Origin of the sequence: Nonomuraea jiangxiensis (assembly GCF_900099965.1) — a bacterium.
GTDB lineage: Bacteria > Actinomycetota > Actinomycetes > Streptosporangiales > Streptosporangiaceae > Nonomuraea > Nonomuraea jiangxiensis.
In genome coordinates, this window is record NZ_FNDJ01000018.1 from 133,617 (window position 1) to 148,017 (window position 14,401).

11 protein-coding genes are annotated in these 14,401 nt (G+C 70.8%); 7 read left to right on the top strand and 4 right to left on the bottom strand.

Going from position 1 to position 14,401, the window contains the following annotated elements; translation table 11 throughout:
* The first annotated feature begins 8 nt into the window (after positions 1–8).
* Complete coding sequence (locus BLS95_RS34705) at positions 9–449, top strand: DoxX family membrane protein (protein ID WP_090941397.1); 441 nt, start codon at positions 9–11, stop codon at positions 447–449.
* 28 nt (positions 450–477) lie between these two features.
* Complete coding sequence (locus BLS95_RS34710) at positions 478–1,446, top strand: TIGR03557 family F420-dependent LLM class oxidoreductase (protein ID WP_090941400.1); 969 nt, start codon at positions 478–480, stop codon at positions 1,444–1,446.
* 6 nt (positions 1,447–1,452) lie between these two features.
* Here the strand turns inward: BLS95_RS34710 and leuS are convergent, their stop codons facing one another.
* Complete coding sequence (leuS, locus tag BLS95_RS34715; RefSeq protein ID WP_090941402.1) at positions 1,453–3,933, bottom strand: leucine--tRNA ligase; 2,481 nt, start codon at positions 3,931–3,933, stop codon at positions 1,453–1,455.
* 552 nt (positions 3,934–4,485) lie between these two features.
* Between leuS and BLS95_RS34720 the strand changes: the two genes are divergently transcribed.
* Positions 4,486–6,168 carry a hypothetical protein gene (locus BLS95_RS34720; RefSeq protein ID WP_143043984.1) on the top strand — a complete coding sequence of 561 codons (1,683 nt, stop codon included), beginning with the start codon at positions 4,486–4,488 and terminating at the stop codon, positions 6,166–6,168.
* A gap of 21 nt (positions 6,169–6,189) precedes the next feature.
* On the opposite strand, the gene BLS95_RS34725 is transcribed toward BLS95_RS34720, so the two are convergent.
* Positions 6,190–7,431 carry a cytochrome P450 gene (locus tag BLS95_RS34725; RefSeq protein ID WP_090941408.1) on the bottom strand — a complete coding sequence of 414 codons (1,242 nt, stop codon included), beginning with the start codon at positions 7,429–7,431 and terminating at the stop codon, positions 6,190–6,192.
* A gap of 294 nt (positions 7,432–7,725) precedes the next feature.
* Between BLS95_RS34725 and BLS95_RS34730 the strand changes: the two genes are divergently transcribed.
* Positions 7,726–8,853: a TRM11 family SAM-dependent methyltransferase gene (locus BLS95_RS34730; RefSeq protein ID WP_090941591.1), complete on the top strand. Its 1,128-nt coding sequence runs from the start codon at positions 7,726–7,728 to the stop codon at positions 8,851–8,853.
* An 18-nt stretch (positions 8,854–8,871) separates the two neighbouring features.
* On the opposite strand, the gene BLS95_RS34735 is transcribed toward BLS95_RS34730, so the two are convergent.
* Positions 8,872–9,747, bottom strand: coding sequence for an alpha/beta fold hydrolase (locus BLS95_RS34735; RefSeq protein ID WP_090941411.1), 876 nt, complete (start codon positions 9,745–9,747; stop codon positions 8,872–8,874).
* Between the two features lie 75 nt (positions 9,748–9,822).
* Positions 9,823–11,367, bottom strand: a complete 1,545-nt coding sequence (locus BLS95_RS34740; RefSeq protein WP_090941413.1) for a GMC family oxidoreductase — start codon at positions 11,365–11,367, stop codon at positions 9,823–9,825.
* Between the two features lie 147 nt (positions 11,368–11,514).
* Here BLS95_RS34740 and BLS95_RS34745 point away from each other — a divergent pair, with 147 nt between their 5' ends.
* From BLS95_RS34745 to BLS95_RS59205, 3 genes are all read left to right on the top strand, one after another.
* Complete coding sequence (locus tag BLS95_RS34745; protein WP_090941416.1) at positions 11,515–13,050, top strand: long-chain-fatty-acid--CoA ligase; 1,536 nt, start codon at positions 11,515–11,517, stop codon at positions 13,048–13,050.
* A gap of 113 nt (positions 13,051–13,163) precedes the next feature.
* On the top strand, positions 13,164–14,117 hold the full coding sequence (locus tag BLS95_RS34750; protein ID WP_090941419.1) for a phosphotransferase enzyme family protein: 954 nt from the start codon (positions 13,164–13,166) through the stop codon (positions 14,115–14,117).
* 111 nt (positions 14,118–14,228) lie between these two features.
* Positions 14,229–14,360, top strand: coding sequence for a hypothetical protein (locus BLS95_RS59205; protein ID WP_281250063.1), 132 nt, complete (start codon positions 14,229–14,231; stop codon positions 14,358–14,360).
* The last annotated feature ends 41 nt before the right edge of the window (positions 14,361–14,401 follow it).

Genomic DNA, 14,401 nt, shown 5'->3' on the forward strand with positions numbered 1-14,401 from the left:
GAGGAATCATGAGGATCTTCGCCCGTACGCACCAGCTGCCGCCCCGCCTGGCCGCCGGGGCCTTCTTCCTGAACTCCGGACTCGGCAAGATCAACGCCGACCCGCAGACCGCCGCGTTCCTGCACGGCACGGCCGCGAACGTGTACCCGTTCCTGCGCCGCCTGGACCCGCAGACCTTCACCAGGGTGCTGTCGAGGTGCGAGGTCGGGCTCGGCCTGGCGCTCCTGACCCCATTCGTGCCGTCCCTGGTGGCCGGAGCGGGTCTGACCGCGTTCGCGGCGGGCCTGGTCGGCCTGTACCTCCGCACGCCCGGGCTGCGCCGCGAGGGCAGCCTGCGCCCCACGCCCCAGGGCCTGTCCATGGCCAAGGACGTCTGGCTGCTGGGCATCGGCCTGGGACTGGTGGCCGAGGAGCTCGCCCACCGACGATCTCCGCTCCCCGGGCGGTAGTCCGCGCCCGCCGGGGTAGCCGGGACACATGGTACAAATCGGCTACACCCTGATGTCCGAGCAGACCCCGCCCCGCGAGCTGGTCGACTACGCCGCCGCGGCCGAGCGCGTCGGCTTCGACTACGCGGTCATCTCCGACCACTACTTCCCCTGGGTCGAGGAGATGGGGCACTCCCCCTACTGCTGGTCGGTGCTGGGCGCCGCCGCTCAGGTCACCGAGCGCATACCGCTCATGACGTACGTGACCTGCCCCATCATGCGCTACCACCCGGCCGTGGTGGCGCAGAAGGCGGCCACGATGGGCGTGCTGAGCCAGGGCAGGTTCACCCTCGGCCTCGGCTCGGGCGAGAACCTGAACGAGCACGTCATCGGCGAGGGATGGCCCCCGGTGGACACCAGGCACCGGATGTTCGCCGAGGCCGTGCAGATCATCAAGGAGCTGTTCAGCGGCGAGTACATCACTCACCAGGGCCAGTTCTACGACGTGGACTCGGCCAAGCTCTACGACCTGCCGGACGAGCCGGTCCCGATCGGCATCGCCGCCTCCGGCGGCCAGTCGGCCGAGCTAGCCGCCGAGTACGGTGACGCGCTGATCATCAACGACCCGATGCCGAACGTGGTCAAGCAGTTCGGCGCCGCGGGCGGGCACGGCAAGCCGATCTACGGGCAGCTCGCGATCTCGTACGGCACGGATGCCGCCGCCGCCAAGGAGCGGGCCCACACGCTGTGGCGCTGGGCCGCGGTCGGCGGCTGGAAGGTCATGTCCGAGCTGCCCGCACCGGTGAACTTCGCGGCCGCCGCCAGCACGGTCCGCCCCGACGACGTCGCCGAGAGCGTGCCGTGCGGCAACGACGTGGACGCGGTCGTGGCGGGCGTGCGGAAGTTCGCCGAGGCCGGGTTCACGCACGTGGCGCTCGTCCAGATCGGCCACGACCAGCAGCAGCCGTTCTTCGACTGGGCGGAGAAGGAGCTGCTGCCGGCCCTGCGCAACCTCTAGGCCCCCTCAGGGGACGATGTTGACCAGCTTCGGCGCCCGGACGATCACCTTGCGAGGCGTGCCGGTCAGGTAGGCGGCGACCCTCTCCGAGGCCAGGGCCAGCTCCCGCAGGCTCTCCTCGGAGATGTCGGGCGAGACCTCCAGCCGGTCGCGCACCTTGCCCGCCACCTGCACCACGCACGTCACCGACTCCTGCACCAGCAGGTCGGCCTCGGCCACCGGCCACCCGGCGAACGCGACGGACCCGGTGCGGCCCAGCCGCTCCCAGCCCTCCTCCGCGGTGTACGGGGCCACCAGCGACAGCATGATCGCCAGCGACTCGGCGGCCTCACGCACCGCGGGGTCACCGGCGCCCGGACCGGAGTCGATGGCCCGGCGCGTGGCCGAGGTCAGCTCCATCATGCGCGCCACCGCCACGTTGAAGCGGTAGGAGTCGAGCAGCTTGGTGACCTCGTCGATGGTGTGGTGCGTGACCTTGCGCAGCTCCACCTCGCCCTCGGCGAACGGCACACCGGGCGCGCTCGTCACGTCGGACATCACGCGCAGCGCGCGGGCCAGGAACTTCTGCGACGCGGCGGGCGAGAGGTCCGCCCAGTCGATGTCGTCCTCGGGCGGCCCGGCGAACACCATGGTCAGGCGTACGGCGTCGACCCCGAAGTCGTCGATCTGCTGGCCCAGGTCCACGCCGTTGCCCAGGGACTTCGACATGGCCTTGCCGCCGTTGATCACCTGTCCCTGGTTGAGCATGCGCAGGAACGGCTCGTTGAAGTCGACCATGCCCATGTCGTGCAGGACCTTGGTGAAGAAGCGCGAATACAGCAGGTGCAGCACCGCGTGCTCGATGCCGCCGACATATTGGTCGATCGGGCCCCACTTGCGCACCTGCTCGACGTCGAACGGGCCCTCGGTGTAGCCGGGCGAGCAGTAACGCAGGAAATACCACGACGAGTCGACGAAGGTGTCCATCGTGTCGGTGTCGCGCTTGGCGGGACCCGAGCACTTGGGGCACTCGACGTTGACCCACTCCGTGGCGCTGGCCAGCGGGGAGACCCCCTTGGGCGCCAGCGCCTCGCCACGCAGGTCGGGCAGCGTGACCGGCAGTTGGTCGTCGGGTACGGGCACCTCGCCGCAGTCGGGGCAGTGGATGATCGGGATCGGCGTGCCCCAGTAGCGCTGCCTGGACAGCAGCCAGTCGCGCAGCCGGAAGTTGACCGCGCCCGTGCCCCGGCCCTCGGCCTCCAGGATCTCGATGATCTTGGCGATGGCCTCGGCCTTGCGCAGGCCGTCGAGCGCACCGGAGTTGACCAGCAGGCCCTCGCCGGGCGTGGCCTCGCCGCTCTCGCCGGGGTCGGCCAGCCCGGTGTGCACCACGACCTTCACCGGCAGCCCGAACTTCAGCGCGAAGTCCAGGTCGCGCTGGTCGTGCGCGGGCACGGCCATGATGGCGCCGTGGCCGTAGTCGGACAGCACGTAGTCGGCCGCCCAGACCGGGATGCGCTCGCCGTTGACCGGGTTGATCGCGTAGCGGCCCAGGAAGACGCCGGTCTTCTCCTTGTCGGTGGACAGCCGCTCGATGTCGCTCAGCTTGGCGACCTCGGCACGGTAGGCCTCGAAGGCCTCCCGCCGGTCGTCGGTGACGATCTCGTCGGCCAGCGCGGCGTCCACGGCGACCACGAAGAACGTGGCGCCGAACAGGGTGTCGGGCCGGGTGGTGTAGACGTGGACCGGCTCCTCGCGCCCTTCGATCTCGAACAGCACGTCGGCGCCCTCGGAGCGGCCGATCCAGTTGCGCTGCATGGTCAGCAGCCGCTCCGGCCAGCCGTCCAGCTGGGCCATGTCGTCCAGCAGGCGCTGCGCGTAGTCAGTGATCTTGAAGTACCACTGCGTCAGCTCGCGGCGGACGACGTCGGCGCCGCAGCGCTCGCACTTGCCCGCCACGACCTGCTCGTTGGCCAGCACCGTCTGGTCGTTGGGGCACCAGTTGACCAGGCCGCCCTTGCGGTAGGCCAGCCCGCGCTCGAAGAACCGGACGAACAGCCACTGGTTCCACCGGTAGTAGTCGGGGTCGCTCGTGTGCAGGCGGCGCGACCAGTCGAAGGACAGGGCGTAGCGCCTGAAGGAGTTGGCCTGCGTCTCGATGTTGGCGTAGGTCCACTCGGCCGGGTGGGCGTTGCGCTTGATCGCGGCGTTTTCCGCGGGCAGGCCGAAGGAGTCCCAGCCGATGGGGTGCAGGACGTTGTAGCCCTGCTGCATCCAGTAGCGCGCGACGACGTCACCCAGGCCGAACGCCTCGGCGTGCCCCATGTGGAGGTCACCCGACGGGTAGGGGAACATGTCGAGCATGTAGCGGCGCTCCCGCGGGTCGGCGGGGTCCTCGCTGGCGCGATAGGTGTCCTGCTCGTCCCAGCGCTGCTGCCACTTGGCCTGCAGCGCCTGCGGGTCGTACTCACTCACGGCTACTGTCCTTCTGGCTTGACTCGGACCCATAAGAAAACCCCTCGCGCACACAACGAGGGGTGGAGCCGCGACGGCGAGATCTCAGGGCCGTCGCGGCCCGCTAAGAAGCAGGGTCGCGGAACGCACGTGTCAAGCCTAGCGCACGTCTTCGGCTGAATGCAGATACTCGATCGAGGTCCATGGGCACAATGGACTCTTCAGGTCTAGCGAGACCTGATGGTGATGTATCCGTTGTGACCTCATTCGTCCCGAAAGAATACGCTTGTCGCCGTGGTATACCCAGCTGAGCCTGATCGACCGGAGGCCGACCTGCCGCTGCAGGATCCGCCGACCGATCCTCATGGCTTCGCTCGTTTGGCTGCGGAACCACCAAGGTCTCCTGGAAAATCCCATGAGATCATGCCTGGTACGTCAAATCCGGATATAACGGGATATTCGGGTACAACCTCGGGAGGGCCGGCAGCCATGGCAGCGGAGAATTCCGGACCACACCTGCCACCGGCGTGGCCGGAGGCCTCGCCACAGCCGGGCGGCACGCGGCGGTCCGGCTCCCGGCCCGCCTCCCCCGCGCCCGAGGTTCCCATGTCCTGGCCGGAAGCCACGGCCCCCGGTGCTCCGGCGTCCTGGTCCGAGAGCCCCGGCCCGCCCGCCGCGCAGGGCCCGTCCTGGCCCGAGCCGCCGCGCAACGACGGCCCCTGGCCCGAGCCGCCGCGCCACTCCCGGCCCGACACCCCGGGCCCCGCCCCCTGGCCGGACGCGCCACCGCAGGGCGGCACCTCGCGCTCCTGGCCGGACACGCCGCCACCGAACAGCACCTCGCCCTCCTGGGCGGACACCCCGCCACCGAACAGCACCGCACCCTCCAGGCCGGAGCCCGCCCGGCAGGACGCCGGGGGCCGTCCCGAGACGTCCCGCCACAACGCAGGCGGCCGGCCAGAGACACCCCGCCAGGACACCGGCTGGCCCGACGTGACCCGCCCGGAGCGCCCGGACGCCTCCCGCCCCGACCTGAGCCACCCCAACCTCTCCCACCCCAACCTGAGCCACCCCGACCTGAGCCACCCGAACCTGACGGCCCCGCAGGACGTGCCCCTCTCGTGGCCCGAGTCCCCGCCGCAGAACGGTGGCCGGCAGTCCGGCCGCCCGGAGCCGCCCGTCCCGGACCCGGTCCCCGCGTGGTCGCAGCCGCCGCCCCAGGGCCACCCTCCCGCGGACCGCACCGTCGCCTACAACCAACGTTCCGAGACCCTGCTCAACGATCGCGCCATACCCTCGAACCCCATGGACTCCGCCCGCACCGGTACGCCCCAGACCGAGTCACAACCCCCCAATCCCGGCGCACAGCCCCCGCCCGACGGCCACGGCCCCCGCCCCGGCTCGAACCTGAACCGCGACCCCTCCGACCCCGACCGCCGGTTCGTCACCGCCGGCCAGATCAGCGGCTCCCGCACCCCGCCGCCCGAGCGCCAGCAGGAGCTCTGGAACACCGTCTTCGGCGACGACAACCAGGCCATGAACGAACGGGACGTGCTGGACGAGGAGCAGGGCAAGCCGATCTGGATCTACGCGCTCGGCGGCTCCGTGGCGGTCGCCCTGGTGGCCGCGCTGCTGTGGGCGTTCCTGGCCGGGCCGCTCTCCGGCGAGGACCCCGCGAGCTCCGAGACCGCCTCCGAGTCCACCGCCACCGCGGCCCCGCCGAGCGCCAGCAAGGGCCCCGCCAAGACCTCGATCGGCCCGCTGCCGAAATACCCGGGCAAGACCTCCCCCGTCATCGGCCGGGTCCCCGACGCCCAGGCCGGCATCTCGGTCCCGCGCCTGGGCGGCACCTGGCGGCTCGACCAGCGCGCCACCGTCAAGGCCACGTACGGCTTCGACACCCGCCAGTACGTCCCCGTGACGCCGGAGAAGTCCGCCCAGCTCCTGTCGGGCCCGCTGTCGCCGCGGCTGGCCTCCTTCTACAAGGAGGACGACCTGGAGCCGGCCATCAGGCAGGTGGTGCTCGCCGCCCGCAAGAAGTTCTTCCCCGAGGGCAACACAGTGCGCAAGATCGCCGAGCAGCCCATCAAGGTGGGCGACTCGACGGGCAGGCTGATCGCGTACGCGCTGACGTCGGACACCGAGAAGGCCACGATCGTCACGATGGCGGTGAACACCGGCGGCAGCGTCCCGGCCATCGTCTACATGTCGATCCCGGCGGAGAGCAAGCAGCTCTTGCCGGACATCCGTACGGTGATGAACCAGATCAGGCTGACCGCCCAGTCCTGAGGCCGGGCGCCCGGCCGCCGGTCAGAAGGTGCACTCCATGTGCTTGATGCCGTTGATGAAGGCGGAGTGCAGGCGGTCGGGCTTGCCGCCCTCGATCTGCGGCACGCGGCGCAGCAGCTCGCGGAACATCACCGTGATCTCCCGCCGGGCCAGGTGGGCGCCCAGGCAGAAGTGCGGGCCCGGGCCGCCGAAGCCGACGTGCGGGTTGGGGTGGCGGGTGATGTCGAAGCGCTGCGCGTCCTCGAACACGTCCTCGTCCCGGTTGGCCGCCCAGTAGAACAGCACCGCCTTCTCGCCCTTGCGGTAGAGGTGCCCGTTCATCTCGAAGTCCCTGGTGACCTTGCGGCGCATGAAGTTCACCGGGGACGCGAGCCGGACGATCTCCTCCACGGCCCCCGCCGCGTTGCCGCCGACGTCCCGCAGCCAGAGGGCGCGCTGGTCGGGATTCTTGGTGAGCAGGCGCAGGCCGTACGAGATGGCGTTGCGCGTGGTCTCGTTGCCCGCCACGACCAGCAGGATGAAGAACGAGCCCAGCTCCTGCAGCGTCAGCCGCTCGCCGTCGATGTTGGCGTTGACCAGGGAGGACGTCAGGTCGTTCGTGGGGTTGTCGGCGCGGTGGGCGGCCAGGTCCTGCACCAGCTGCTGCAGCTCCATGCCGGCGCCCAGCAGGTGAGTGACGATCTGCTCGGGGTTGTCGCCGGCGTACTCGGGGTCGAAGCCGCCGAGGATGACGTTGGAGCGGTCGAAGACGAACTGGTAGTCCTTCTCCGGGATGCCCATCATGTCGCAAATGATCTTCAAGGGCAGCCGGGCGGCGACCTCGGTCACGAAGTCGCAGCCTGATCCCTTGGCGAGCAGGTCGTCCACGATGCCGCCGGCGGCGGCGTCCACGTCCGCCTCGAACTGTTTGATCATCTTGGGCGTGAACGCGCGGGAGACGATCCTGCGCAGCCTGGCATGGCGCGGGTCGTCCATGTTGATCATCGAGCCGAAATACTCGGCGAACTCGGCGGGCATGTCGGGGATGTTCGTGGCGCCCCCGTCGCCGGAGCAGAACACCTCGGGGGTGCGGCTGGCCTCAAGGATGTCGGCGTGCTTGACGAGCGCGTAGTAACCCGGCCCCCTGGGCGCGAAGCCGACGTCCATCTCCTCGAAGAAGGCCGGTGTCGCACGCGACCGCAACCGGCCGAACGCCTCCTCGCGCTCCTCCATGGGCCGAGCCCAGAAGTCACGGTCGGACAGGTCGAAGTCGAGAGCGCTCATGAAGCCATCATTCGAAGCGCGGCCACCTACGTCAATGGGTGTTACGTACACCGTACGTCCCCCGGACGGAAAACCCGTCCCCGCAAGGCCCGGATTGGCAATAGGGTGGGGGCCATGACGTTCTTCTTCCGACGGTAGCGATCCGCCGGCGGGTCGCGGACGACCCACCGCCGGTGATGCGGGACGGCTGACGGCCGCCGTCCCGGGTCGCTACCTGGGAAGAAGGATTTGTAGGTGCGGATTCCGCAACCTACGGTGGGCCGCTGGTCGCGGCCTGCCGTGCACAGTTTCGCCGTGGCCAGAGTGGTGCGCGGCATCGAGGCCCTCGTGGCCGGGGAGATTCGAAAGTCCGGGCTCGGCGTGGTGCGCGGGGTGCGCCGCCGCGAGGTGTGGTTCGAGCCCGCGCCCGGGGCCGATCCGCTGGGCCTGCGCATGGCGGACGACGTGCTGCTCGCCGTCGCCGTGGTGGACGGGATCGGGCACGACCGCTCGGCGCTGCGCCGCCTGGCCGGGGCCGCCCGGGCACTGGACACGAGCGGCTTCGTCCGGTCCGCGAGTCCCGCGGGGCCGGCACCGGCCGCCGATGGGCTGGAGGTGTCGGCGTCGTTCGTCGGGCGGCGCAACTACACGAGGTTCGAGGTCGAGGACGCGGTCGGGACCGAGCTGGCGCGATCGCTGCGGCTGGCCTACCACTCCAGGCGGGACGGGCTGCGGCCACCGCCGGGGGCCATGTCGTGGCGGGTCACGATCGAGGACGAGCGGGCGGTCATCGCGTTGCGGGCGGCCGACCGGCCGCTGCACCGGCGGCCGTACAAGCTGGCCTCGGTCCGGGGCACGCTGCATCCGCCAGTGGCCGCCGCGATGGCGGAGCTGGCCCGGCTCGACGGGGCAGGAACGGTGCTCGACCCGTGCTGCGGGGCGGGCACCACCCTGATCGAGGCCCACGCGCTGACCCGGTCGCATGCGCCGGACGGCCTGCGGTTACTGGGCTTCGACCACGATCCGGCCGCCCTCCGAGCCGCCACCGCCAACGCCGCCCTCGACGCCACCGCCGCTGCCGCCGAAGACGTCACTGCCAACGTCACTGCCAACGCCGCTGCGGCGTCGCCTCCGGGAGCGGCTCGTCGCTCGCGCTTCAGGTGGGCGGTGGCGGACGCCGGCCGGATCCCCGTGCCCGCCGGCGGGGTCGACCGCGTGCTGGTGAACCCGCCCTGGGGTCGCCAGGTCGCGCCCCGGGGCACGCTCGCCGGGGACGGTGACCTGCTGTGGCGGGAGGTACGGCGCGTGCTGGCCGCCGACGGGCTGGCCGTGGCGCTGCTCCACGACGAGGTCCCGAGCGGGTTCGCGGTGGAGGAGGCGGTACGGGTGAGCCTGTCGGGCCGGCACCCGCTGATCGCGGTCCTCAGGAGCCGGGGCCGCTGACGGGCTGCGGCGCGGCCCTCAGGAGCCGGGCCGCCTGACGAGCTGGGTCGACTCCGCCGACGTGGAGCCGAGCCAGTCGAGGATGAGGTTGTTGACCTCCCTGGGCCGTTCGAGGTGGAGGAAGTGGCCGGCGCCCGCCACCAGATCGGCCCGGGAGCCGGCCGGCAGGTGACTCTGCGCGTCCTTGGCCAGGTCCGCACCGAGGGCGCCGTCCTGGGCGCCGTGCAGGTACAGGACCGGGCCGGTGACGCCGGGCTCGACGGCCGGGTAGCGGTCGGAGGGAGGGGTGGTGCCGAGCATCGCCCGGTAGTAGCCGATGGCCGCGCTCAGGTTGGCGGGCGCGCCGAGGCTGCGCCGTACGAACTGCAGGTCCTCGCTCGCGTCGTAGCCGGGTGACCAGTCGCGCCAGAGGTTCTCCAGGAAGCCGGGCCGGGCGGCGGCCTGCTCGGCCAGGGCCGTCTGGAACAGGAACACGTAGAACGAGCGCTTGAGCTGCTCGTACTCCTGGAAGACGGTGGCGACCGCACCCGGCGGCGGCACCGCGAGCGCCACGGCCCGCCGGAAACGGCCGGCCAGGTGGTAGACGGGGAAGGCGCCCCAGTCGTGGCCGATGACGACCGCGTCGGCGTCGCCGCCGAGCTCCTCGTGCAGGGCTCGGACGTCGGCGACGAGCGCGGCGGCCTCGTACGCGCCGTCGGCGGGGACCTCGGTGGGCGCGTAGCCACGCATGAACGGCGCGACCGCGCGGTAGCCGCGCTCGGCCAGCGCGGGCATCAGGTACCGCCAGGTGTGCGCGGTGTCGGGAAAACCGTGCAGGCACAGCGCCAGTGGTCCCTCACCCACCGTCAGATACGCGAACTCCACCCCATTGGCGTGGATAGTCCTGATCTCCATGACTGCGAAACCTAGCACTAGCCTCCGCCCGGAGGTATCACAATACGGCCGGAGTGATCCGAGGCGTCGCCGGTCTCAGGTGCCCTGCCGGATCAGGTCGGCCCCCTTCTCGCCGATCATGACGGCGGGGGCGTGGGTGTGGCCGCGGTTGAGCGTCGGCATGATCGACGCGTCCACCACCCTGAGCCCTTCGACCCCGCGGACCCGCAGTGACGGATCCACGACCGAGTCGTCGTCGACGCCCATGCGGCATGTGCCGACCGGGTGATAGAGGGTCTCGCCGCGCTCGCGTACCCACTGGGCGAGCTCCTCGTCGCTCTCCGGCGCCCAGTAGGGTGCCATCGGCCCGCCCGCGTACGGCTTCATCGCCGCGGTCGCGAACACCTGCTTGGCCGTCTTCAGCCCCGCGACCAGCCGCTTGACGTCGCCCTCCGCGGCCAGGTAGCCGGGGTCGACGAGCACGTCCCGGCCGTTGAGCCCGATCCGGCCGCGGCTCTCCGGCTGCAGCAGCACGACCCCGACGGTGAGCCCGTGGCTGGTCGGCGGGGTGAGCCCGTGGTCGATGAACGGCCCCGGCGCGAAGATCAGCTCGACGTCGGGCGCGGGCTCCTCCGCCGAGGTCCTGATGAACGCCACCGCCTCGCCCACGTTGGTGGTGAGCATGCCGGAGCGCAGGACGATGTAGCGCAGCAGGTTGCCGATCGACTGGGCCCCGGTCAGCGTCACCGGCTGCCTGCACTCGACGAACACTCCCGACGAGAGGTGGTCCTGAAGGTTCTTGCCGACCTCGGGCAGCTCGTGCACGATCGGCACCCCGGCGTCGCGCAGCTCTCCGGGCTCGCCCACGCCGGACCGCATGAGCAGGTAGGGCGACCCGATCGTCCCGGCGGCCAGGATGACCTCGCGTCTGGCCCTGACCTGGGCGCCGCCGCCGTGTTCGATCCCCGTGGCGCGCCTGCCCTCGAACGTCACCCGGTCCACGGTCGTCCCGGTGATCACCTTGAGGTTGGGCCGCGACCTGGCCGGGCGCAGGTAGGCGTCGGCGGAGCTCCATCTGCGCCCGCGGTTCTGCGTGACCGGGGTGGGGCTGTAACCCTCGTTGGAGGGGCCGTTCAGCTCGCCGAGCCGCTCGAAGCCGAGCTCCTCGCACGCCCTGAGGAAGGCGGCGGTGGTGACGTTGGGGCTGCGCAGCTCGGAGATGTACAGCGGGCCCGAGGTGCCGTAGACGCCGCCGTGGTTGCTGCCGACGCGGTTCTCCGCCCTGGTGAAGTACGGCAGCACGTCCTCGTACGTCCAGCCGGGGACGCCCCACTGGTCGTAGTCGAGCCGGCAGCCGCGGACCCACATCTGGGCGTTCAGCGAGGACGAGCCGCCGAGCACGCGCCCGCGGGGCCAGTAGAGCTCACGGCCGGACATCTCGCCCTGTTTGGCGGTGGTGTAGTTCCAGTCGTAGTCGGTCTTGAAGAGCTTGGCGAAGCCCGCGGGCATGCGGATCTCCAGCTTGTCGTCCTGCCCGCCCGCCTCCACCAGGGCCACCGAGACGCTCGGATCGGCCGAGAGCCTGTTGGCCAGTACACACCCCGCGGATCCCGCCCCGACGATCACGTAGTCGTACTGCATGACCCCTCCAAGGGGTGAGTGACTTGGTACTTGCTTACTCCAGGCCGGAGGGGGCGTCCATATCCACTTGTAACCTTGCCTACCTACCAGTCGGTATGGCGAGCCTGCGAGGATGGCGCCCAAGTCGGCACAGAGGAGGAAGGCGTCATGCTCAATCTGTCGATCGTCCTGGAGGACAGCGCCAGGAACACCCCCGACGGCACCGCCATCGTCTTCGGTGACATGCGGCTGCCGTACTCCATGATCGACACTGTAGCCAATCAGGTGGCCAACCTGCTGGTGGCTCGCGGGATCGGCAGGGGTGACAAGGTGGCGCTGGCGTGCCCGAACCTGCCGTACTTCCCGTTCGTCTACTTCGGCATCCTCAAGGCCGGGGCGACCGTGGTGCCGCTCAACGTGCTGCTGCAGTCGCGGGAGATCGCCTACCACCTCGACGACAGCGACGCCAAGGCGCTGTTCTGCTTCGAGGGCACGCCGGAGCTGCCGCTGGGCGAGCGCGGCAGGGCGGGGTTCGAGGCGGCGCCGGGCTGCGAGCACTTCTTCGTGCTCCCCGCCACCCCGCTGGCCACCGAGTCGGAGTACGGCGAGTCGATCTGGGCGGCGCTCGGCGGGATGGCGAGCCAGTTCGAGACCGTGCAGACCGCGCCCGACGACACCGCGGTGATCCTCTACACCTCGGGCACCACCGGCCAGCCCAAGGGGGCCGAGCTCAGCCACCAGAACATGCTGACGAACGCCCTGATCAGCGACCGGATGTTCCCCAGCACCGACGGGGGCGACACCTACCTGGCGGTGCTGCCGCTCTTCCACTCCTTCGGCCAGACCGTCGTCATGAACACCGGCTTCCTGCGGGGCGCGAGCGTCGTCCTGATGCCACGTTTCGATCCGGCCCAGGCGCTCTCGCTCATGCTCTCCGAGAACGTGACGTTCTTCGCCGGGGTGCCCACGATGTACTGGGCCATGCTCACCACGATCCACGCGGAGGGCGTGGAGGTGCCACGCTCCCTGCGGGTGGCCGTCGCGGGCGGGGCGTCGTCGCCGGTGGAGGTGCTCAAGGACTTCGAGACGACGTTCGGGATCGGCATCCTGGAGGGGTACGGACTGTCGGAGACCTCGCCGGTGGCCAGCTTCAACCAGCCCGGCCGTCCCGCCAAACCGGGCACGGTCGGCACCCCGATCTGGGGCGTGGAGATGAAGCTGATCGACGGCGACTGGAAGACCGTGGAGGGCGAGGGGCCCGGCGAGATCGCGATCCGCGGCCACAACATCATGAAGGGCTACTACGGCCGGCCCGAGGCGACCGACGAGGTCATGCGCGACGGCTGGTTCCGTACGGGCGACATCGGGACCCGCGACGGTGACGGTTACTACTCCATCGTCGACCGGGCCAAGGACATGATCATCCGGGGCGGGTTCAACGTCTATCCGCGCGAGCTGGAGGAGGTCCTCATGACCCACGAGGCCGTCTCGCTGGCGGCCGTGGTGGGCGTGGCGCACGAGTCGCACGGCGAGGAGATCAAGGCCTACGTCATCAGGACGCCCGGCTCCGCGATCACGGAGGAGGAGCTGATCGCCTGGGCCAGGAACAACATGGCGGCCTACAAATATCCGCGCATGGTGGAGTTCCGCGACTCCCTGCCGATGACGGCGACGGGCAAGATCCTCAAGCGCGAGCTCCGGTAACCGGCCGGCCACGACCGCCTACCTCGGCGCCGCCGGGAAGGCGAGCGGGGCGTGACCGGCATCCTCGGTCAATCGGGATGAAGGCGGGCGTGGCGGGCCGATAGCGTGATCTCATGCAAGATCGACCGGAGGGGTTCGACGAGGGGCTGCTGCGGCCCGCGCTCGGCGCGTGGCAGATCGACGCCGTCACGCTCGACTACGCGCGGGTCGGGTTCGGCGACTATCACTGGGTCGCGGGTGACCGGGGTGGGCGGCGGTGGTTCGTCACCGTGGCCGACGTACGGCACAAGCCGTTCGACGGGCTGCGCTCGGCCATGGACACGGCAGCGGCGCTGCGCGAGGAGGCGGGGCTGGACTTCGTCGTGGCCCCGCTGCGCACGTCCGACGGCGCGACGCTGCTGCGGCTCGACCGCCACCGGTACGCCATGAGCGTCTTCCCGTTCGAGCCAGGGGCCGCCGGGCGGTTCGGCGAGGAACAGCCGCCGGAGGCCCGTGGCGCGATCATCGACCTGCTGGCGCGGCTGCACGCGACGCCGCCCCCGTACTCGGCTCCGCCGCGCCCGCTGGAGCTCTCCAGGCGGGCCGCCCTGGAACGGGACCTTCAGGACTCGGCCGGGCCCTGGCTGGGCGGGCCGTTCGCCGAGCCCGCCAGGGAGCTGCTCTCCGAGTACGCCGGGACGCTGCGGGACAGGCTGCGGGAGTTCGACGAGCTGGTGGACAAGGTGAGCAGGACGGGCGAGCCGGTCGTGACGCACGGCGAGCCGCATCCGGGCAACCTGCTGCGGGCGGGCCAACGGCTGCTGCTGGTCGACTGGGACACGGTGGGGATGGCGGTGCCCGAACGCGACCTGTGGCTGGTCGCCGCCGGCCCCGCGGACCTCGACCGGTACGCCGAGGCCACCGGCCACACCCCCGACCCCGACGCCCTGGCTCTCTACCGGCTGCGGTGGGCGCTGGACGACGTGGCGGAGTTCGTGGCGTGGTTCCGCGCCCCGCACGGGCGCACCCCGGATGCCGAGGAGAGCTGGCACGGCCTCAGCGGCACCCTGCGCGACCTGGCCCGCTGATCGACGCCTGACCGGGGCCGATGGGCCGTACCGGGTAGTTAATGGCTTGCCTGGATACGCCGTGTAGCAATAACGTCACTCTAAGCTGTAAGTAGAGGCAAAGGAGCGCACGTGGGCAGGCACGAGAAGCCCCGTAGTCCCAAGGAGCAGCCACCGGAGGGCCAGGAAGCGGCCTCTCAGGAGGAGAGTCCCATCAGCCGCGGCAAGCACGCGGCGACCGTCGGGGCGCAGGACGAGAAGTAAGGGGGCGGTCCGGGGGCGTCACCGTCCGCCCCCGGACCGAA

Excerpts from the sequence above, each read along its gene's own strand:
- BLS95_RS34705 (WP_090941397.1), top strand. The coding sequence starts at position 9 with ATGAGGATCTTCGCCCGTACGCACCAGCTGCCGCCCCGCCTGGCCGCC.
- BLS95_RS34710 (WP_090941400.1), top strand. The coding sequence starts at position 478 with ATGGTACAAATCGGCTACACCCTGATGTCCGAGCAGACCCCGCCCCGC.
- leuS (WP_090941402.1), bottom strand. The coding sequence starts at position 3,933 with ATGGGTCCGAGTCAAGCCAGAAGGACAGTAGCCGTGAGTGAGTACGAC.
- BLS95_RS34720 (WP_143043984.1), top strand. The coding sequence starts at position 4,486 with ATGTCCTGGCCGGAAGCCACGGCCCCCGGTGCTCCGGCGTCCTGGTCC.
- BLS95_RS34725 (WP_090941408.1), bottom strand. The coding sequence starts at position 7,431 with ATGAGCGCTCTCGACTTCGACCTGTCCGACCGTGACTTCTGGGCTCGG.
- BLS95_RS34735 (WP_090941411.1), bottom strand. The coding sequence starts at position 9,747 with ATGGAGATCAGGACTATCCACGCCAATGGGGTGGAGTTCGCGTATCTG.
- BLS95_RS34740 (WP_090941413.1), bottom strand. The coding sequence starts at position 11,367 with ATGCAGTACGACTACGTGATCGTCGGGGCGGGATCCGCGGGGTGTGTA.
- BLS95_RS34745 (WP_090941416.1), top strand. The coding sequence starts at position 11,515 with ATGCTCAATCTGTCGATCGTCCTGGAGGACAGCGCCAGGAACACCCCC.
- BLS95_RS34750 (WP_090941419.1), top strand. The coding sequence starts at position 13,164 with ATGCAAGATCGACCGGAGGGGTTCGACGAGGGGCTGCTGCGGCCCGCG.